18 protein-coding genes are annotated in these 19,294 nt (G+C 72.6%); 6 read left to right on the top strand and 12 right to left on the bottom strand.

Going from position 1 to position 19,294, the window contains the following annotated elements; all coding sequences use genetic code 11:
* Positions 1-129 precede the first annotated feature (129 nt).
* Positions 130-501, top strand: coding sequence for an ATP-binding protein (locus tag ACH5AF_RS32520; protein WP_398906760.1), 372 nt, complete (start codon positions 130-132; stop codon positions 499-501).
* Between the two features lie 116 nt (positions 502-617).
* Here ACH5AF_RS32520 and ACH5AF_RS32515 read toward each other — a convergent pair whose 3' ends face one another.
* The 5 genes from ACH5AF_RS32515 to afsQ1 form a co-directional block, all read right to left on the bottom strand.
* The gene (locus ACH5AF_RS32515) at positions 618-848 is read right to left on the bottom strand and encodes a PspC domain-containing protein (RefSeq protein ID WP_398906758.1); all 231 of its coding nucleotides are present in this window, start codon (positions 846-848) and stop codon (positions 618-620) included.
* A gap of 93 nt (positions 849-941) precedes the next feature.
* Positions 942-1,526: a VanZ family protein gene (locus ACH5AF_RS32510; protein WP_398906756.1), complete on the bottom strand. Its 585-nt coding sequence runs from the start codon at positions 1,524-1,526 to the stop codon at positions 942-944.
* A 733-nt stretch (positions 1,527-2,259) separates the two neighbouring features.
* Positions 2,260-2,898: a hypothetical protein gene (locus tag ACH5AF_RS32505; RefSeq protein WP_398906754.1), complete on the bottom strand. Its 639-nt coding sequence runs from the start codon at positions 2,896-2,898 to the stop codon at positions 2,260-2,262.
* On the bottom strand, positions 2,895-4,463 hold the full coding sequence (locus ACH5AF_RS32500) for an ATP-binding protein (RefSeq protein WP_398906798.1): 1,569 nt from the start codon (positions 4,461-4,463) through the stop codon (positions 2,895-2,897). Before ACH5AF_RS32500 ends, ACH5AF_RS32505 begins: the two co-directional genes overlap by 4 nt.
* Positions 4,464-4,548: 85 nt before the next feature.
* Entirely contained in the window at positions 4,549-5,226 is a 678-nt protein-coding gene (afsQ1, locus tag ACH5AF_RS32495) for a two-component system response regulator AfsQ1 (protein WP_215183360.1), read from the bottom strand.
* A 170-nt stretch (positions 5,227-5,396) separates the two neighbouring features.
* On the opposite strand from afsQ1, the gene ACH5AF_RS32490 reads away from it, so the two are divergent.
* Entirely contained in the window at positions 5,397-6,173 is a 777-nt protein-coding gene (locus ACH5AF_RS32490; protein ID WP_398906752.1) for a SigE family RNA polymerase sigma factor, read from the top strand.
* A gap of 163 nt (positions 6,174-6,336) precedes the next feature.
* Here the strand turns inward: ACH5AF_RS32490 and ACH5AF_RS32485 are convergent, their stop codons facing one another.
* Entirely contained in the window at positions 6,337-6,975 is a 639-nt protein-coding gene (locus ACH5AF_RS32485) for a uridine kinase (protein ID WP_398906750.1), read from the bottom strand.
* 118 nt (positions 6,976-7,093) lie between these two features.
* Between ACH5AF_RS32485 and ACH5AF_RS32480 the strand changes: the two genes are divergently transcribed.
* Positions 7,094-7,504 carry a hypothetical protein gene (locus ACH5AF_RS32480; protein WP_398906748.1) on the top strand — a complete coding sequence of 137 codons (411 nt, stop codon included), beginning with the start codon at positions 7,094-7,096 and terminating at the stop codon, positions 7,502-7,504.
* 58 nt (positions 7,505-7,562) lie between these two features.
* On the opposite strand, the gene ACH5AF_RS32475 is transcribed toward ACH5AF_RS32480, so the two are convergent.
* Genes ACH5AF_RS32475 through deoC form a run of 3 tightly spaced genes read right to left on the bottom strand, consistent with a single transcriptional unit; the run spans position 7,563 to position 10,865 of the window.
* Positions 7,563-8,483 (bottom strand): aldehyde dehydrogenase family protein, encoded by a 921-nt coding sequence (locus ACH5AF_RS32475; RefSeq protein WP_398906746.1) that lies wholly within the window; start codon positions 8,481-8,483, stop codon positions 7,563-7,565.
* Entirely contained in the window at positions 8,476-9,912 is a 1,437-nt protein-coding gene (locus ACH5AF_RS32470) for an aldehyde dehydrogenase family protein (protein WP_398906744.1), read from the bottom strand. Before ACH5AF_RS32470 ends, ACH5AF_RS32475 begins: the two co-directional genes overlap by 8 nt.
* 5 nt (positions 9,913-9,917) lie before the next feature.
* Positions 9,918-10,865 (bottom strand): deoxyribose-phosphate aldolase, encoded by a 948-nt coding sequence (gene deoC / locus ACH5AF_RS32465; RefSeq protein ID WP_398906796.1) that lies wholly within the window; start codon positions 10,863-10,865, stop codon positions 9,918-9,920.
* Between the two features lie 141 nt (positions 10,866-11,006).
* Between deoC and ACH5AF_RS32460 the strand changes: the two genes are divergently transcribed.
* Complete coding sequence (locus ACH5AF_RS32460) at positions 11,007-11,642, top strand: PH domain-containing protein (protein ID WP_398906742.1); 636 nt, start codon at positions 11,007-11,009, stop codon at positions 11,640-11,642.
* 793 nt (positions 11,643-12,435) lie between these two features.
* Here the strand turns inward: ACH5AF_RS32460 and ACH5AF_RS32455 are convergent.
* The 3 genes from ACH5AF_RS32455 to ACH5AF_RS32445 form a co-directional block, all read right to left on the bottom strand.
* Positions 12,436-14,085 carry a phospho-sugar mutase gene (locus ACH5AF_RS32455; RefSeq protein WP_398906741.1) on the bottom strand — a complete coding sequence of 550 codons (1,650 nt, stop codon included), beginning with the start codon at positions 14,083-14,085 and terminating at the stop codon, positions 12,436-12,438.
* Positions 14,086-14,766: 681 nt separating this feature from the next.
* Positions 14,767-15,597 (bottom strand): purine-nucleoside phosphorylase, encoded by an 831-nt coding sequence (locus ACH5AF_RS32450; protein ID WP_398906739.1) that lies wholly within the window; start codon positions 15,595-15,597, stop codon positions 14,767-14,769.
* Positions 15,598-15,799: 202 nt separating this feature from the next.
* The gene (locus ACH5AF_RS32445) at positions 15,800-16,237 is read right to left on the bottom strand and encodes a gamma-glutamylcyclotransferase (RefSeq protein ID WP_398906738.1); all 438 of its coding nucleotides are present in this window, start codon (positions 16,235-16,237) and stop codon (positions 15,800-15,802) included.
* Positions 16,238-16,475: 238 nt separating this feature from the next.
* On the opposite strand from ACH5AF_RS32445, the gene ACH5AF_RS32440 reads away from it, so the two are divergent.
* Both ACH5AF_RS32440 and ACH5AF_RS32435 read left to right on the top strand, forming a co-directional pair.
* Positions 16,476-17,915: an NAD(P)H-quinone dehydrogenase gene (locus ACH5AF_RS32440; RefSeq protein ID WP_398906737.1), complete on the top strand. Its 1,440-nt coding sequence runs from the start codon at positions 16,476-16,478 to the stop codon at positions 17,913-17,915.
* Positions 17,916-18,115: 200 nt separating this feature from the next.
* Complete coding sequence (locus ACH5AF_RS32435) at positions 18,116-19,006, top strand: DeoR/GlpR family DNA-binding transcription regulator (protein WP_398906794.1); 891 nt, start codon at positions 18,116-18,118, stop codon at positions 19,004-19,006.
* The last annotated feature ends 288 nt before the right edge of the window (positions 19,007-19,294 follow it).

Below are 19,294 nucleotides of genomic sequence, written 5' to 3'. Positions count from 1 at the left end.
GCGACACGCGTACACCCAAGCGGCCGGAGGCGTCAATTTCCGGCCGCTTCGCCGTGTTTGCGGCGCCTGTGCGAGGCTGACTAGCTTGCGGAGCCGCTCATAGTTGTCGTCCCCAAGGATTTGTCTGCGATGAAGCAATCCGCAAAGACCCTCGGTGTCGCCGCCCTCGGCGCCGCCTTCGCCGCTGCCGCCGCCGGTACGGCATCCGCCGCACCCACGCTGCCCGACGCGACCGGTGCGCTCGGCCCCGTCTCCCACCTCGCCCCGGTCCAGGAAGTCGCCGGCAGTCTTCCGACGGGCGCCCCGCAGGCCCTCGCCGGCGGCCAGTCGGCGCTGAAGAACTCCGCCGCCACGCTGCCCGGAGCCGTCCAGGGCGCGGCCGGCAAGGTGCTGTCGTCCAAGGACCCCGCGGCGCCGGTCGCCGGCCTGCTCGGCGGCCTGAAGACGGCGAAGCTCCGCGGCGGTCTGCTCGGCGGACTCCCTGGCGGACTCGCGGGCTGACGAACCCGTGCCGACGTGCCGCGATGGCCGCACCCGCGTGGGGCGCACACCCGAACAGGGTGTGCGCCCCACGCGGGTGCGCTGTGAAGCCGCGAGGGCGCCCGTGCGCCGGGGTTTCACCAGGCGGCGGTCGCGTTCTTCTCCGACGGCAGCAGCAGCCACAGCGCCAGGTAGAGCAGGACCTGCGGCCCGGGCAGCAGGCACGAGACGACGAAGATCACGCGCATCGTGGTCGCGGAGGTGCCGAAACGCCGGGCCAGCGCTGCGCACACTCCGCCGAGCACGCTCCCCTCGCGCCTCCGGCGTGGGAGGTTCCCCCAGTCACGGGGGCGGGCAAGTGCGGCCATGGTGGGCTCCTTCACGAGAGCGGTCGGGGAGCCTTTGGATGTGCGCTCCCGATGTCTCCATGGTCGCGCTCCGAATGCGGGCGAAGCGTCGCTCTACGGGGCGATCCCGACCCTGGGAATCGTCGGGGTCGCCCCCTGAGAACCCTCGTCCCGCATGGTCCGAGGCTCCTGCCCACGGCCGCCCCCGCGCAGAGCCGACCGACCGCCCGGGTGCAGCAGCCTGCGGCGCAGCCGGGCACGGCCCGCGGGGACGACGGCGAGGTGGGCGAGCGCGACGCCGCAGGTGTTGAGCAGGATCGAGTCGATGTCGACGACCTGGCCGGGCACGCCGGTCTGGAGCAGCTCGATGCCGAGCGACAGCAGCACGCCGGCGGCGACCGTACGGGTCAGCGAGGCCCACGGGGAGACCGCCAGCCGGCCGCCGGCCATGGGCAGGAGCACGCCGAGCGGCGACAGCAGGAGCAGCCCCTCGCCGATGTGCCGGGCGGCCTCCAACGGCCCCAGCACCAGGGCTGCCTGGATCCCGGCGAACGGTTCGAGATTCGCCGCCGTCACCCACAGCACGTCGCGTGGGCGCAGTGTCAGCCAAGCGACGAGCAGCAGATGGGCGAGGAGGAGTACGAGCCCCGTCGCGCGGAAGAGGATGGCGGCACTGCCGCCCAGGCCTTGACGCTGCACGCCCCCCAAGACGCCGCCTCCCCGCGAAACGGTTCCGCCCCTGTCGGAAGGGACGGTCCCACCCGGACCCGCGCGGAACGCCGCCCGCGTTCGCGGGGTGTGCGGCACCGCCCTGCCGAGGGCCCCGGGCAGATCGCGCCCGCCCGGCTCCGCGCCCGCCCGGCTCCGCGCCCGCCCGGCTCCGCGCCCGCCCGGCTCCGCGCCCGCCCAGCTCCGCGCCCGCCCAGCTCCGCGCCCGCCCAGCTCCGCGCCCGCCCAGCTCCGCGCCCGCCCGGCTCCGCCCAGCTCGGAACACCGTCCGCGTACGCGGGGTGTGCGGCACCGCCCTGCCTGGGCGCCCTCCAAAACCGGGTCCCGTCCCTGCTCGGAACCGAGCGGCACGTCACCCCCGGCTTATACGCCGCCCGCTCACGCAGGGATGTGCGGCAATGCCCGAGCGGGGCGCCCCTGGGTAGACGGGGTCCCGCCCCTGCTCCGCCGAGCTCGGTACGCCGCGCGCGTACGCCGGGGTGTGGCGGCAATGCCCGAGCGGGGCACCCCCCGAAGACCGGGCCCGTCCCGCCCCCGCCCGGAACCGAGCGGCACGCCATCCGGCTTCGCCGGACGTATGGCACCGACCCCGTGAGGCGACACCCGACGCGACGAGCGCGTGGTGTCGCGCCCCCGAACTCGTGGGCTCAGCGCGGCGGGCCCGGCTATACCGGCCGGACGCCGCCCGCCGCCGAACCCGGGCTCAGTGCGGCGGGCCCGGCGGGCCCGCCGTCGGGAGCACCGCGTCGGGGCGCTCCTTCGTCGCGTCCGGACAGGTGTAGGCACGCGGGGCGTAGTCGCCCGGGCCGCCCAGCAGCACCGAGCCGTCCGCCGTCGCCCCGTTCTCCAGCAGGGTGCACACGATCTGTGCCAGCGCGGCCGGCGGCAGGTCCTCCGGCTGGCGGCTCAGGCGCAGCGCCCCGGCGGGGTCGTCGCGCCGTCCGGCGTTCAGCAGCAGCGGCCCGCGTACGTACGTGGAGAAGCCCGCCTCGTGCTCGGGGGCCGACGGCTCCCGCTGGAGCTCGTCGAGCAATGCCTGCGCGGTCGCGACGCGGTCGGCCGGGGCCTTCTCCTCCGTCGTCCCCGCCGTGCGGTCGACCGACACCAGCTGCGAAGCGCACACCAGATACACGCGGACCGGGAGGCCCGTACGCCCCGCCTGGGGTGCGATGTCGACGCCGGACACCTCGCACGGAACGCGTGAGGGCGCGGGCCCGGCGTCCACGGGCACCTGTGTGGGCCTGATCCCGCAGCCCGCGAGCGCGAGTGCGCCGGCCAAAGCGGCCAGCGCGGCCAGTGCGGCCGTCGGCCGGCGGGCCGCCGATGTTCCGGGGAGTATCACTGCGTGTCCCCCTCTCCCCGCTCGCGGCCGACACCATGGCCGCCGTTTTCGCTGTCCGCGTCGTCCGCCCGGGCCGCCTCGCAGTCCGCGCTCTCGGACGCGTCACGGGGCAGGCGCAGGACGAAGACGGCGCCTGCCCCGTCCGGGGAGTTGGCCGCGGTGATTTCGCCGCCGTGGATATGGGCGTTCTCGACGGCGATCGACAGACCGAGACCGCTTCCCTCGGAGCGCGGCCGCGAGGCGCTGGCCTTGTAGAACCGGTCGAAGACGTGCGGCAGGACGTCCTCGGGGATGCCCGGCCCGTGGTCCCGTACCTCGATGATCAGATCGTTTTCGCCCAGCCGCACGGACACCCGTACCGGGGAGCCGCCGTGCTTGAGGGCGTTGCCGATCAGATTGGCCAGGATCACATCGAGCCGGCGGGGGTCCAGGCGCGCCATGATCCCGCGCTCGGCGTCCAGTTCGACGGCATCCAGCCAGGCGCGCGCGTCGACGCACGCGGTGACCTGGTCGGCCACGTCCACCGTGTCGAGCACGAGCCTTGCGGTGCCCGCGTCGAAGCGGGTGACCTCCATCAGGTTCTCCACGAGGTCGTACAGCCGCCGCGTCTCGCTCACCACGAGGTTCACGGCCGGGGCGATCATCGGGTCGAGGCTGTCGGCCTCGTCCTCGAGCACCTCCGTGACGGCGGTCAGCGCGGTCAACGGGGTGCGCAGCTCGTGGGACATGTCGGCGACGAACCGCCGGCTCGACTCCTCCCGCGCGCTCATGTCCGCGACCTTCTTCTCCAGTGACGCGGCCGTCTTGTTGAACGTCCGTGCCAGCTCGGCCAGTTCGTCCGTACCCGAGACCCGCAGCCGGGTGTCGAGCTTGCCCTCGCCGAGCCGCCTGGCCGCCTCGCCCAGCCGGTGCACCGGCTTGAGCACGGTCGTGGCGGCGGCCTGGGCGAGCAGCGCCGAGCCGATGAGGGCCAGCAGTGTGGCGATACCCAGCGACCAGGCCAGGGAGTTGAGGTCCTGGCGCTCCTGGTCGAGCGAGGTGTACAGATAGCCGGTCGGCCCGCCGCCGGTGATCCGCGTACCGCCGACGAGATACGGCTCGCCGCGGCGCTCGGTGCGCTGCCAGTACAGGTGGTACGGATCGGAGTTGCCGGCGCCGACGTCCTGCCGGTCGTTCACCGCGTCCTGAAGCGACCGCGGCACGTCCGCCATCGTGAACTCGTCGCGGTCGGACACCCCGGTGATCGGCTTGCCCTCGGCGCGCTCGGCGATCAGCACCACGCTGTGGTCGCCGCCGCTCGCCATCTGCTCGGCGGTCTTCTGCAGTTCGGCCTGGGTGGGCCGCAGCGGCAGCGCCGCCGCCCGGTTCTGCATCTCCTGCCGGAAGTCGCCGAGCGCCGCGTCCTGGGTGCGGGTGAGCACCGCCTCGCGGTTGAGCCAGTACGCGATGCCGGAGGCGGAGACCGCCGCGGTCAGCGCGACCAGCGCGAAGACGACCACGAGGCGCAGCCGCAGGCTCGTCAGCCGCAGTCCGGCGAGCGGCCCACGCCGCGCGCCGCCCCCGATGCGGTCCGCGCCGTCCGCCGCACCCTTGTCCGTACCACCGCTCACCGAACGGTCCCGTCCGGCGCGCACGCGCCAAGCCCGTGGGTCACTGCGGAGCGTCCAGCCGGTAGCCGACGCCACGCACCGTACGGATCAGGGTCGGTGAGGAAGGCACGTCCTCGACCTTCGCCCGCAACCGCTGCACACACGCGTCCACCAGACGCGAATCGCCGAGGTAGTCGTGCTCCCACACCAGGCGCAGCAGCTGCTGGCGGGAAAGCGCCTGTCCCGGCCTGCGGCTCAGCTCCAGCAGCAGCCGCAGCTCGGTGGGCGTGAGCTGCAGATCGCCGCCGTTCTTGGTGACCGTCATCGCGGAGCGGTCGATCACCAGGGAGCCGAAGGTCGCCGAGTCGGTGGACTCCCGCTCGCCGCGGCGCAGTACGGCACGGATACGGGCGTCCAGCACCCGCCCCTGCACCGGTTTGACCACATAGTCGTCGGCGCCGGACTCCAGCCCGACGACCACGTCGATGTCGTCGCTGCGGGCGGTCAGCAGGATGATCGGCAGCTGATCGGTGCGCCTGATGCGGCGGCACACCTCGAAGCCGTCGATTCCGGGCAGCATCACATCCAGCACGATCAGGTCCGGCCGCTGCTCGCGCAGCAGCTGCAGGCCGTCTTCTCCCGTCGCCGCGGTGGCCACACGGTGGCCCTGGCGGGACAGGGAGAGTTCGAGGGCCGTGCGGATGGCGTCGTCGTCCTCGATCAGCAACAGGAAAGGCACGGGCCCATTCTGGCCCATGCGGTCGGCAACGTTCGACTCCTTGGCACATCACCGTTGTCCCCGGCCTCTGTGACGCGCCTGTGACAGTCGGCGGACACCGCGATGAAAGAGCCCGGGCAAGCTTCTTGTCACACGGAACGAAGCAGACTCCACTCGACGGGGGGCGCGAGATGAACGCACTGCACAGCACCACCTCAAGCGCAGTTGTCACGCGTCTCCACGACGTCGTACGGAGCGCGGAGAAGTCCGGCGCGGTCGGGGGCACCTCCCTGCTCGGGCGAAGCCCGGAGCAAGGGGGAGGGCGGGGGTGCGTTCGCGGCGCCGGGCGTCAGCACAAGGCGACGTACATGGTGGCCGTGACCGACCGGGGAACGGCGTACGGAGAGGCAACGGGGGAACGGTCGAACCTGCCGGAGTCGGGGTCCGCGGAAGCCGCGTTCACCGCCTACGTCCAGGAGCGCCGCGCCTCTCTGTACGCGACCGCCTACCACCTGACCGGCGACCGGTACGAGGCCGAGGATCTGCTGCAGAGCGCGCTGTTCTCGACGTACCGCGCCTGGGACAGGATCACCGACAAGGCGGCCGTCGGCGGCTATCTGCGCCGCACCATGACCAATCTGCACATCAGCGCCTGGCGCCGGCGCAAGCTGAACGAGTACCCGACGGAGGAGCTGCCGGAGACGGCCGGCGACACCGACGCGATGCGGGGCACGGAGCTGCGCGCGGTCCTGTGGCAGGCGCTCGCCAGGCTTCCCGAACTCCAGCGGACGATGCTGGTCCTGCGCTACTACGAGGGCCGCACGGACCCGGAGATCGCGGAGATCCTGGACATCAGTGTCGGCACGGTGAAGTCGAGCATCTGGCGGTCGCTCCGACGGCTGCGCGAGGACGAGGTCCTCAGCTTCGGCCGTGACGAGGAAGAGTCCTTCGGCGAGCTGGTGGCCTGAAGGCACGGGGGGAACACGGGGGAACGGGGGCCGCTGTTTCGGGGGAGACGGCGGGACGGGATCCGCGGGGGACACGGGGGATCCACGGGGGAAGCGGAGTGGGGCCGGACAGATCGGGGGGTTCTGTCCGGCCCCACTCCCATGTCCGCGGGCGGGAATCGCGTCAGGCCGGCTGGCGTGCCACGGGCGTACGGCAACGGCCGGCCGCCGCGTCCGCGAGACGCCCCAGGGCCTCGGCCTTGCCGCACGGGTGCGCGCCCAGGCCGGTCTGACGGGCCACGATCCCGCGTTCCGCGCGCATCAGGCGCCAGCCGCGGCGCAACAGGAACGGGACCGACTTGCGGCCCTCGCGCAGATCACGCACGAGGCGGCGGCGGAACGTCGTGGCGGGCCGGCCGCGCAGGCACAGGGCGTCGGCCAGTACGCCGAGCTCCTGGCAGCGGCGGACGATGTCGGCCGCGAAGATGCCCTCGGCCACGAACAGCGGGGTGCGGGCCGTGGCGAACGTCTCGTGACCTACGCGCGCGCTCGCCGAGATGTCGTACACGGGGACGTTCGTGCGGCCGGTGGCGCACACCTCCGCTATAGCGGTGACCGCGGCGTCGGCGTCCCACGACGCGGGTGAGTCCCAGTCGATGTCGGAACTGCCCGTCACCCGGGGCAGCGTCGGGTCGTTGCCCTCTTTGTAGAAGTCGTCCAGATGCAGGACCGGCAGCCCGGTGCGGGCCGCGAGGGACGATTTTCCGGAACCGGAGGGGCCCGCGATCAGCACCACGCGGGTCGGGATGGGTTGGGAACTCACGGGAGACAAGTGTGACGCATCGATCCGCCCGGGGGACCCCCTGGAGGCGGGGCGGTTGCCCGTCTCACACCTCAACTACTGTCCGTGCGTCCACGATTACTCGAACAGGCAGGAATTCATGGCTCGTCATGCAGCTTCTTCCCACCGGCGCCACACGCTTCTGCGGGCCGGGCTGACCGTTGTCGCGGCGGGTGCGGCACTGGGTGCGGGCTCGGCGGCCGCGCAGGCGGCCGACGGATCCGTCGGTACGGAGTCCGTCGCCGGCCCGGGCCCGGTGCTCGGTGCCGCTCCGCTGGAGACCGTGACCGGTACGGTCGCCCGGTCCGTGGACGGCGTCGGCCACCTCAAGAGCATGCAGCTCCACCCGCTGGCGAACACCGGTGTCGACCCGCTCGACAACTCGGTGGGCACCCAGGTCGCCGACTTCGAGCCGGTCAGCACCGCGATCGTGACGGACCACATCACCAAGGGGCAGGCGCTGGAGGACCTGCCGGTGGCCGGCCCGGTCACCGGCGCGCTGCTGCCGTAGCGCCCGTGAAGAAGCCCCTGCCTCCGGACGGAGAGGCAGGGGCTTCGGTCCGTGGGTGTCAGTACGCCGAACCGGAGGCGCCGAGCGAGCCGGTGGGATGCCAGACCGTCTTGGTCTCCAGGAAGGCCGTCAGGCGGTGGATGCCGGGGTCGGCCGGCCAGTCGTTGTCCACAGCCTGTGGACGCAGTACCCGCTTGAGGTTGTCCGCGGCCGCGATCTCCAGCTCCTTCGCCAGCACCTCGTCGGCGCCGGTCAGGTCGATGCCGTTGACGTCCTGGTGCGAGGCAAGCGGGGCGGCGATCTCCGCCGTACGCCCGGACAGCACGTTCACCACGCCGCCCGGCAGGTCGGAGGTGGCCAGCACCTCGCCCAGCGACAGGGCCGGGAGCGGGGCCCTCTCGGACGCGACGACGACCGCGGTGTTGCCGGTCGCGATCACGGGGGCGACGACCGAGACCAGACCCAGGAACGACGACTCCTGCGGCGCGAGGACCGTGACGACACCGGTCGGCTCCGGGGTGGAGAGGTTGAAGAACGGGCCCGCGACCGGGTTCGCCCCGCCCACGATCTGGGCGATCTTGTCCGTCCAGCCCGCGTACCAGACCCAGCGGTCGATCGTGGCCTCGACCAGGACGGCGGCCTTGGACTTGGACAGGCCCTCCGCGTCCGCGACCTCGTGCACGAACTGGCTCTTGCGGCCCTCCAGCATCTCGGCGACGCGGTAGAGGATCTGCCCCCGGTTGTACGCCGTCGCGCCCGACCAGCCCCCGAACGCCTTCCGGGCCGCGACGACCGCGTCACGCGCGTCCTTGCGGGACGACAGCGGTGCGTTGGCCAGCCACTTGCCCTTGCCCGCCGCCTCAGCGGCTGATGCTTTCGCCGTCACCTCGTACACCCGGCCGCTCTCGGAACGCGGGAACTTGCCGCCCACGTACAGCTTGTAGGTCTTGAAGACACTCAGGCGCGTCTGATCAGACATCGAGGTAGGCCTCCAGACCGTGGCGGCCGCCCTCGCGGCCGAAGCCCGACTCCTTGTAGCCGCCGAAGGGCGAGGTCGGGTCGAACTTGTTGAACGTGTTGGCCCACACGACACCCGCACGGAGCTTGCTCGCCACCGCGAGGATGCGGGAGCCCTTCTCCGTCCAGATGCCCGCGGACAGGCCGTACTGGCTGTTGTTCGCCTTGGCGACCGCCTCGTCCGGCGTACGGAACGTCAGCACGGACAGCACCGGGCCGAAGATCTCGTCGCGTGCGATGGTGTGCGCCTGCGTGACGTTCGTGAACAGCGTCGGCGCGAACCAGTACCCGGACGTCGGGAGGTCGCAGGCGGGCGACCAGCGCTCGGCGCCCTCCGCCACGCCCGCCTCGACGAGCGCGGTGATCCGGGTCAGCTGCTCCTCGGAGTTGATCGCACCGATGTCGGTGTTCTTGTCGAGCGGGTCGCCGAGGCGCAGCGTGGAAAGACGGCGCTTGAGCGACTCCAGCAGCTCGTCCTGGACCGACTCCTGGACCAGCAGGCGCGAGCCCGCGCAGCAGACCTGGCCCTGGTTGAAGAAGATGCCGTTGACGATGCCCTCGACGGCCTGGTCGATGGGGGCGTCGTCGAAGACGATGTTGGCGCCCTTGCCGCCCAGCTCCAGGGTGACCTTCTTACGCGTCCCGGCGACCTGGCGGGCGATGGCCTTGCCGACCGCGGTCGAGCCGGTGAAGGCGACCTTGTCGACGCCCGGGTGCTCCACGAGCGCGGCGCCGGTGTCCCCGTATCCCGGGAGGATGTTGACGACGCCCTTGGGCAGGCCGGCCTGGCGGCAGATGTCCGCGAAGAACAGGGCGGAGAGCGGGGTCGTCTCGGCGGGCTTCAGTACGACCGTGTTGCCGGTCGCGAGGGCCGGGGCGATCTTCCAGGCCAGCATCAGCAGCGGGAAGTTCCACGGGATGACCTGGCCGGCGACGCCGAGCGGCTTCGGGTTCGCCCCGTAGCCGGCGTGGTCGAGCTTGTCGGCCCAGCCCGCGTAGTAGAAGAAGTGCGCCGCGACCAGCGGGAGGTCCGCGTCGCGGGTCTCCTTGATCGGCTTGCCGTTGTCCAGCGTCTCCAGGACGGCCAGCTCGCGGCTGCGCTCCTGGATGATCCGCGCGATCCGGAACAGGTACTTGGCGCGCTCGGAGCCGGGCAGCGCCGACCACTTCTCGAACGCCTTGCGGGCGGCCTTCACCGCGCGGTCGACGTCCTCGGTGCCGGCCTGGGCGACCTCGGCGAGGACCTCCTCGCTGGCGGGCGAGACGGTCTTGAAGACCTTGCCGTCTGCGGCGTCGGCGAACTCGCCGTCGATGAACAGGCCGTACGAGGGCGCGATGTCGACGATCGACCGTGACTCGGGGGCGGGTGCGTACTCGAATGCGGAAGCCATGATGATCAGTCCACCGTCACGTAGTCGGGGCCGGAGTAGCGGCCGGTCGCCAGCTTCTGGCGCTGCATCAGCAGGTCGTTCAGCAGGCTGGAGGCGCCGAAGCGGAACCAGTGGTTGGTCAGCCAGTCGTCACCCACGGTCTCGTTCACCAGCACGAGGAACTTGATCGCGTCCTTGCTGGTGCGGATGCCGCCGGCGGGCTTCACGCCCACCTGTACCCCAGTCTGCTTCCGGAAGTCACGGACGGCTTCGAGCATCAGCAGGGTGTTGGCCGGGGTGGCGTTGACCGCGACCTTGCCGGTCGAGGTCTTGATGAAGTCCGCGCCGGCGATCATGCCGAGCCAGGAGGCGCGGCGGATGTTGTCGTACGTGGAGAGCTCACCGGTCTCGAAGATGACCTTCAGCCGGGCGCTTCCGGAGGCCTCCTTGACGGCCCGGATCTCCTCGAAGACCTGTCGGTACCTGCCGGACAGGAAGGCGCCGCGGTCGATCACCATGTCGACCTCGTCGGCGCCGGCGGCCACGGCGTCGCGGACGTCCGCGAGCTTGATGTCGAGGGCGGCACGGCCGGCCGGGAAGGCGGTCGCGACGGAGGCGACCTTGACACCGGAGCCCGCCAGGGCGGCCTTGGCGGTCGCCACCATGTCGGGGTACACGCAGACCGCCGCGGTGCGCGGGGTCGTGCGGTCGGTCGGGTCGGGATGGACGGCCTTGGCGGCGAGCGCCCGGACCTTGCCCGGGGTGTCCGCGCCTTCGAGCGTCGTCAGGTCGATCATCGAGATGGCCAGGTCGATGGCGTACGCCTTCGCCGTGGTCTTGATCGAACGGGTGCCGAGGGACGCGGCTCGCGCTTCCAGGCCGACGGCGTCGACGCCGGGCAGCCCGTGCAGGAAGCGGCGCAGCGTGCTGTCGGACGCGGTCACGTCAGCGAATGCTGGTGCAATGGTGGGCATGGTCACCAGATGAGCATATCTACGCGCGTAGCGACCTGTACAGGGGGTGCGTCGCCCGGAGAGGTCACAGGTGGATCGCGGGCGGTCCCTCGTGGGACCGGTCCCGGCGGCCGGTTGCGGGCGTACGGCAGAATCGGACCCATGACAAGCCCCCAGCAGCCGGCCGACTCCTCCTACGCCGACCGGGTCTTCCGGTCGCCCGCCGGGATGGCGGGCGGTGGACTGCTGCTCGCGCTCATCGCCTGGATGGTCGTGGACGCGCTCGTGCGCGGCGAGGGCCGCACGCCGTGGCTGGCGCTGGCGGCCGCACTGCTCGTGGTGCCGTTGATCGTCGCCTTCAGCATGCGTCCCGCGGTGTTCGTGAACGAGGAGCGGCTGAGGATCAGGAACCCGTTCCGGACGATCACGCTGCCGTGGGGCGCCGTCGCGGACGTACGGGCCGGGTACTCCAGCGAGCTCTTCACCATCGAGGGCACGAAGTACCAGATGTGGGCCATCCCCGTCTCCCTGCGCCAGCGCAAGCGCGCTGCCCGGCGGCAGATGCACAGCGCGACGGACGACCCGCACGGCGCCACGTCGGTGACGGCGGACGTCACCGACACGCAGACGCGGATGGCGCCGGCGGACCAGACGATCGCGGACCTGCGCGACATGGCCGAACACCTGGCCCCGCGCTCGTCCGCGCAGGGCGAGCCCCAGGTGCGGTGGGCATACGAAGTGTTCGCCCCGATGGCGGCGGGCGTGGTGCTGCTCGCCCTGGTGCTCGGCCTGGCCTGACGCGCGCGGGGCCCCGGAGGGGCGGCCGGGACGTGGGGGCGGCCTGTATCGGAGTCGACCCCGTGCCTCGGCCTGTACCGGGGCCGTTGACGGGCGCGGGCCTGGCCTGTAGCGGGGCAGGCGACGAGCCCCGGAGAGGCGGCCGGGGCCTGGGGGGTCGGCCTGTAGCGGGGTAGGCGACGAGCCTCGGAGAGGCCGCCGGGGCCTGGGGGTCGGCCTGTATCGGAGGGCCTGCCGGGCAGCGGGGTACTGCCTGTATCGGTGCTGAGCTGACGCCCCCCGAGAGGCCGCCGGGCCGCTGGGGCCGCGTGTACCGAGTCGACGCCGACTCGCCTCGGCCTGCACCGAGGCCGGCCCCGACGGGCCGCGGGCCTGGTCCTGTACCGGTGCCGACGTGACGGGCCGGGCCCCGGAGGGGCCGCCGGGCCCTGAGGGTCGGCTTGTACCGGAGTCGACTCCGGCCGCCTCGGCCCGTACCAAGGCGGTCTGATGGGCCGCGGAGGCCGCCGGCCCGCCGGGATCGGCCTGTGTCGGAGTGCCTGCCGGGCCGCGAGGTCCGGCCTGTACCGGTGCCGAGCCGATGGGGCGCCGGGGGCCCGCCCGTACCGGTGCCGAGCCGATGGGGCGCCGGTGGCCCGCCCCGTACCGGTGCCGAGTCGCAGGGCGCGGGAGCCCGTTCGTACCGGTGCCTGCCCGCCGGGGGCGGCCTTCACCGGGGCGGCCGCACGCTCCCGTCGTGCGGCGGCCCCGGCATCGGCAGGACCGCGGGCCGTCGACTCCGGCGCGCCGGGCTTCAGATGCCGGCCGCGGACGAGAGGTCGCGCTTGATGTCCGCGAGCACACCGGCCGCACGCTCCCGGGCCGCGGCCAGCTCGCTCGCGTCGGCGACCGGTACCACGACCTCCAGGTAGCACTTGAGCTTCGGCTCGGTGCCGCTCGGCCGGACGATCACGCGGGCGGTGAACTCGCCGTCGAGGTAGTAGCGCAGCCCGTCCGTCGGCGGCAGCGTGTCCGTGCCCCGCGTCAGGTCCTCGGCGCTCGTCACCCGCAGGCCCGCCAGCATCACCGGCGGCCGCTCGCGCAGCGCGCGCATCGCGTTCGCGATGACGCCCAAATCCTCGACCCGCACCGAGAGCTGGTCGGTGGCGTGCAGTCCGTGCGCGACGGCGAGGTCGTCGAGAAGCTCGTCGAGCGTACGGCCCTGCTCCTTGAGCTCGGAGACCAGTTCGGCGACGAGGAGGGCGGCTGTGATGCCGTCCTTGTCGCGCACACCGCCGGGGTCGACGCAGTAGCCGAGCGCCTCCTCGTAGCCGTAGCGCAGACCGTCGACCCGCGCGATCCACTTGAAACCGGTCAGGGTCTCCTCGTGGCCGAGCCCGGCCGCCCGGGCGATGCGCCCCAGCAGGGACGAGGACACGATCGACTCGGCGAAGACCCCGGTGGCTCCCTTGTGCACGAGATGCTCGGCGAGCAGCGCGCCGACCTCGTCGCCGCGGAGCATGCGCCAGCCGGCCTCGGCGGAGTCGTCGGGGACGGCGACCGCGCAGCGGTCCGCGTCCGGGTCGTTGGCGATGACGACGTCCGGACGCACCCGGCGGGCCGTCTCGAAGGCGAGATCCATGGCGCCCGGCTCCTCCGGATTGGGGAACGCGACAGTCGGGAACTCGGGGTCGGGCTCGGCCTGCGCCTCGACGAGCGCGGGCGCGGGGAAGCCGGCCCGTGCGAACGCCTGGAGCACCACGTCCTTGCCGACGCCGTGCATGGCCGTGTAGACGACACGGGCCGTACGCGGGGAGGCGGCGGTGAGGACCGCGTCCGTACGTTCCAGGTACGCCTGCACGACCTCGTCGCCGAGGGTCTCCCAGCTGTCCTCGGCACGCGGTACGTCGTCGATGCTCGCGATCGCGTCGATCTCGGCGGCGATCTCGGCGTCCGCGGGCGGCACGATCTGCGAGCCGTCGCCGAGGTAGACCTTGTAGCCGTTGTCCCGCGGGGGGTTGTGGCTCGCCGTGACCTCGACGCCCGCGACCGCGCCCAGCTTCCTTATGGCGAAGGCCAGGACGGGCGTGGGCAGGGGCCGCGGCAGCACGGCGGCGCGCAGGCCGGCGGCGACCATGACGGCGGCCGTGTCGCGCGCGAAGTCGGCGGACTTGTAGCGGGCGTCGTAGCCGATGACGACGAGGCCGTCGCCCTGGCCCTTGTCCTTGAGGTACGCGGCGAGCCCGGCGGCGGCCCGGATGACGACGACCCGGTTCATGCGCATGGGCCCGGCCCCCAGCTCCCCGCGCAGCCCGGCGGTCCCGAACTGCAGCGTCCCGCCGAACCGGTCCGCCAGCTCGGAGAGGTCGCGCGCCTCGATGAGCTTGCCGAGCTCGTCCCGGGTCTCGCTGTCCGGGTCCTCCGCGAGCCACGCCTGGGCCCGCGCGATGAGGTCCTGCTGCACGGTTGGTCCGCCTCTCGTGTGTGAGTACGTCGAGTGTGCGCGCCGGGCTCCTGCGCGCGATGCTTTTCCGCCCCTGCGCGCGCCGCTGCCTCCACCGGGGCGCTGCCCCGTGGGCCCCGTCGGGCTCCGCCCCGAGCCCCGCGCTTCGTACGCCGGCGAGAGGCCGGAAGCCGCGGGGCGGGCTTGCGGTGCGCCGCCCCGGGCCGCGGGCCTCAAGCTCCCTCTACGGCCTGACGGCCGTGGAAGGTGCGCCCAGCGGGGCGGGATTCTCAGCCCATTCGCGGCCACGGGCGCGGCGCGCTCGTCGGGGCCCGGCCCCGAACCCTGGCCCGCCGACGGGGACGGCCGGTGGGCCAGGTGAGCCCGGCGGGGCTGGTGAGCCGACGATGGGCCCGTTGGGGCCGGCGGGTTCGGCGGGGGTGGGTGAGCCCGATGGGGTTCGGTGGCCCAGGGTGCCGTGCGACACCGAGCCAGGCCCGACCGGGGTTGCCGGACGGGCCGGGGTGCCGCGCCCCAGCGAGGCCGGCCCCTCCGGGCCCCTGGCGAAGGCCAGGGAAGACCGAGGCTCCCGCGCCAAGCGGTACGGGGCCGGGGCTGGTACCCCCGGGGCGCAGCGCCAAGAAATGGGCCGGGCCCCCGACGGAAAACGTCTTGCGGCGCGCCGCCCCCGACCGCACCGGCTCAGATGCGGTCCAGCACCCGCGTCAGCAGCTCACCCATCCGCGCCGCCGAGTCCCGGCCCGCCTGCAGGACCTCCTCGTGGTTCAGCGGCTCGCCCGTCAGGCCCGCCGCCAGGTTCGTCACCAGGGAGATGCCCAGCACTTCGGCGCCCGCCTCGCGTGCGGCGATCGCCTCGAGGACCGTGGACATGCCGACGAGGTCGCCGCCCATCACGCGGACCATGTTGATCTCGGCCGGGGTCTCGTAGTGCGGGCCGGGGAACTGGACGTACACGCCCTCCTCCAGCGACTCGTCCACCTCCTTGCACAGTGCCCGCAGCCGTGGGGAGTACAGGTCCGTCAGATCCACGAAGTTGGCGCCGATGATCGGCGACGTGGCCGTGAGGTTGATGTGGTCGCTGATCAGCACCGGCTGACCCGGGCGCATGCCCTCGCGCAGACCGCCGCAGCCGTTCGTCAGCACGACGGTCTTGCAGCCGGCGGCGACGGCGGTGCGCACGCCGTGGGAGACGGCGGCGACGCCACGGCCCTCGTAGAAGTGCGTACGGCCCAGGAAGACCAGCGCGCGCTTGTCGCCGATGCGGTACGAGCGGATCTTGCCGCCATGGCCCTCGACCGCCGGCGGGGGGAAGCCGGGCAGTTCGGTGACGGGGAACTCGGCCTCGGGCGCGCCGAGCGCGTCGACCGCGGGGGCCCAGCCGGAGCCCATCACCAGCGCGACGTCATGGGTCTCGGTGCCGGTCAGCTCGCGCAGCCGCGCGGCGGCGGCGTCGGCCGCGGCATGGGGGTCGGCGAGAGCGCCGATGAGGTCCGGATTCACAGAAGCGTTCACGCCGACGAGGGTAACCCGACAATCCCTACGCGCGTAGATGACGCAGTACACGGTCTCCGGATCGTTGCCTTGTCGTTTCCGACGAATGAGCGGAGCGTCACCGCGCGGGCACCGAGGTGGGCCGGAAGGCGCCCTCCGGGCGGGGCCGGACCTGAGCAGGGGCGCTTGCGGCGGACCTGAGCACGGGCGCTTGCGGCGGACCTCAGCAGGGGCGCTTGCGGAGCTCCATCACATAGTCGTGGGGTGCCCCCGCCGACTCCGCCGCGTCCGCGATCTCGCCCAGGTAGCGGGCGGACGGCAGCCCGCCCTCGTACGCGTTCAGCACATACACCCAGGCCGCCTCCTCGCCGTCCAGCGTGTGCACCCGCACCCGCATGCGCCGGTAGATGTCGAGGCCGACACCCTCCCAGCGGTCCATCGAGTCCTCGTCCTTCGGCGCGATGTCGTACAGCGCGACGAAGACCTGGGACCGCGGTGCCTCCACGATGGTGGCGAGCGCCCCCTCCCAGCCCATCTGCTCGCCGCCGAAGGTGAGCCGCCAGCCGTTCAGCCAGCCGGTGCCGCGCAGCGGCGAGTGCGGTGCGCGGCGGGTCATCAGCCGCGCGTCGAGGTTGCCGGCGTACGCGGCGTAGAGCGACATGGGGTCGAGGGTACGGGAGCGGGCGGCGGAGCGGCCGACATGTCCGGGTGTGCGCGACGGTCGGCGGACGCCCGGGCGAGGGCAAGTGCCGTGGTCGCGGCCGTATACCGCCCCCGGGGCGAGAACCGCGACGCGGTGCGGGACAATGAAGTACGTACTGCATTCCCCGGGGGGACCCCCGGACCCCCGGCAGAGCGGGCAGGCGGGCCGGGACCGACAATGCGAGGCGGACTTTTTCGTGACCCGGATCGTGATCATCGGTGGCGGACCCGGCGGCTATGAGGCGGCGCTCGTCGCCGCCCAGCTGGGTGCGGAGGTGACCGTCGTCGACTGCGACGGTCTGGGCGGGGCGTCGGTGCTGACCGACTGCGTGCCCTCGAAGACCCTGATCGCCACCGCCGAGGTCATGACGACCTTCGACTCCTCCTATGAGGAGCTCGGCATCATCGTGGCCGACGACACCCCGCACATCGAGCAGGCGGCCCGCGTCGTCGGCGTCGACCTCGGCAAGGTCAACCGGCGTGTCAAGCGTCTCGCGCTCGCCCAGTCGCATGACATCACCGCCTCCGTCACCCGCGCCGGCGCCCGCGTCATGCGCGGCCGCGGCCGCCTCGACGGGCAGCAGGCGATGGACGGCTCCCGCAAGGTGATCGTGCGTGCCGCCGACGGCAGCGAGGAGACGCTCGTCGCGGACGCCGTCCTGATCGCGACCGGCGGCCACCCGCGCGAGATCCCCGACGCCCTGCCCGACGGCGAGCGCATCCTGAACTGGACGCAGGTGTACGACCTGAACGAGCTCCCCGAGGAGCTCATCGTGGTCGGTTCCGGTGTCACCGGCGCGGAGTTCGCCGGCGCCTACCAGGCGCTCGGCTCGCGCGTCACGCTCGTCTCCTCCCGCGATCGCGTCCTGCCGGGCGAGGACCCCGACGCGGCCGCGGTCCTGGAGGAGGTCTTCCGCCGCCGGGGCATGAACGTCATGGCCCGCTCCCGCGCCGAGTCCGCCAAGCGGGTCGGCGACCGGGTCGAGGTCACGCTCTCCGACGGCCGGGTCATCTCCGGCACGCACTGCCTGATGGCGGTCGGCGCGATCGCGAACACCGCGGGCATGGGTCTGGAGGAGGCCGGCGTACGGCTGAAGGACTCCGGCCACATCTGGACCGACAAGGTCTCGCGCACCTCCGCCCCCGGCGTCTACGCGGCCGGTGACGTCACCGGCATCTTCGCCCTCGCCTCGGTGGCGGCGATGCAGGGCCGTATCGCGATGTACCACTTCCTGGGCGACGCGGTCACCCCGCTGAACCTGAAGACCGTCTCCTCGAACGTCTTCACCGACCCCGAGATCGCGACGGTCGGCTACACCCAGGCGGACGTCGACGCGGGCAGGATCGACGCCCGCGTCGTCAAACTCCCGCTGCTGCGCAACCCGCGGGCCAAGATGCAGGGCATCAGGGACGGTTTCGTCAAGATCTTCTGCCGGCCGGGCACGGGGATCGTGGTCGGCGGTGTCGTCGTCTCACCGCGTGCTTCGGAACTGATCCACCCCATCTCGATCGCCGTCGACAACAACCTGACGGTGGAACAGATCGCAAACGCTTTCACCGTGTACCCGTCTCTGTCGGGCTCGATCGCCGAGGTGGCACGCCAGTTGCACACCCGCAAGGCAACCGCCGAGAGCTGACGGCGCCCGGCGGGGGACGAAACCCGGCGAACCCCGGCACTCCGCGCGGCAAGCGATCAACTGAGAGGCCGCCTATACCACTTGGCGGCCTCTCAAATGCGCAATTTCCGCTATCCGGCGCATAGAGCTGAAAACTGATGGGCGGTGGGGTTACTGTCAGTTTCGTGTTCGCTGCAGAACGTCGTCAGTTGATCCTCGAAATGGTGCGCGCCAACGGAGCCGTGTCGCTCCGTGAGCTCGCCCGCGTCGTCCAGACCTCCGAAGTGACCGTACGGCGGGACGTGCGGGCACTGGAGGCAGAAGGACTCCTCGACCGCCGGCACGGCGGTGCGGTACTGCCGGGCGGCTTCACCCGCGAGTCCGGCTTCCCGCAGAAATCCCTGTCCGCGACGGCCGAGAAGACGGCCATCGCGGATGTCGCCGCCGGACTCGTCGAAGAGGGCGAGGCCATCGTGGTGGGTGCCGGGACCACGACGCAGGAGCTGGCGCGCCGGCTCGCCCGCGTCCCCGGCCTTACCGTGGTCACCAACTCGCTGCTGGTGGCGCAGGCGCTCGCCCATGCCAACCGGGTCGAAGTGGTCATGACCGGCGGGACGTTGCGCGGCTCCAACTACGCCCTGGTGGGCAGCGGGGCCGAGCAGTCGCTCCAGGGACTGCGCGTCTCGCGGGCCTTCCTCTCGGGGAGCGGGCTCACCGCCGAGCGGGGGCTGTCCACGTCCAACATGCTCTCGGCGAGCGTGGACCGGGCCCTGGTGCAGGCCGCCGCGGAGGTCGTCGTGCTGGCCGACCACACCAAGCTCGGCACCGACACGATGTTCCAGACCGTGCCCACGGACGTGATCACCCGCCTGGTGACGGACGAGCCCCCGCCCCATGACGACCGGGCGGCGACGGAGCTGCAGGCGCTGGCGGACCAGGGCGTACAGATCACCGTGGCGGGGGCGGCGGCCACGGCGGCCACCGCCCGCCACGAGGTCCCGCTCCCCGGCCAGCGCCGCACCCGCGCCCCCCTGCGCAGTGCGGGCGGCGCCCTGGCCCCGGAGCAACTCCAGGACCGTTCACCCCGGGTCGCGGACCTCCGCCGCCGCTGAAGCCGCTTACGCGGCCCTTGGCGACCGAATCGCGGCTCTCGGCTCACGAGCCGGTTCCTGTCGCGCCACGATGGGTGTCTGACGCCGATCACGGCTACGGGCTGGGGGTTGCGTTGCCCGATCCCGGGCGCCGAAACGGGAGGACCGGCCATGGTGCCTGGCCGTCGGCACCGATGTCAGGCCATCGGTCATGATGTCGGGCCGCCGCCACCAACGACGCCCGGCCGCTGCCCACGACGACGCGGCCGCGGCCTCCAACGCCTCGTCGCCGCCGACGATGCCGGGCCA

This window comes from Streptomyces sp. NPDC018833, from assembly GCF_044390825.1.
Lineage (GTDB): Bacteria > Actinomycetota > Actinomycetes > Streptomycetales > Streptomycetaceae > Streptomyces.
Note: the sequence above shows the minus strand (reverse complement) of the source record. Positions and strands in the feature narration are given on the sequence as shown.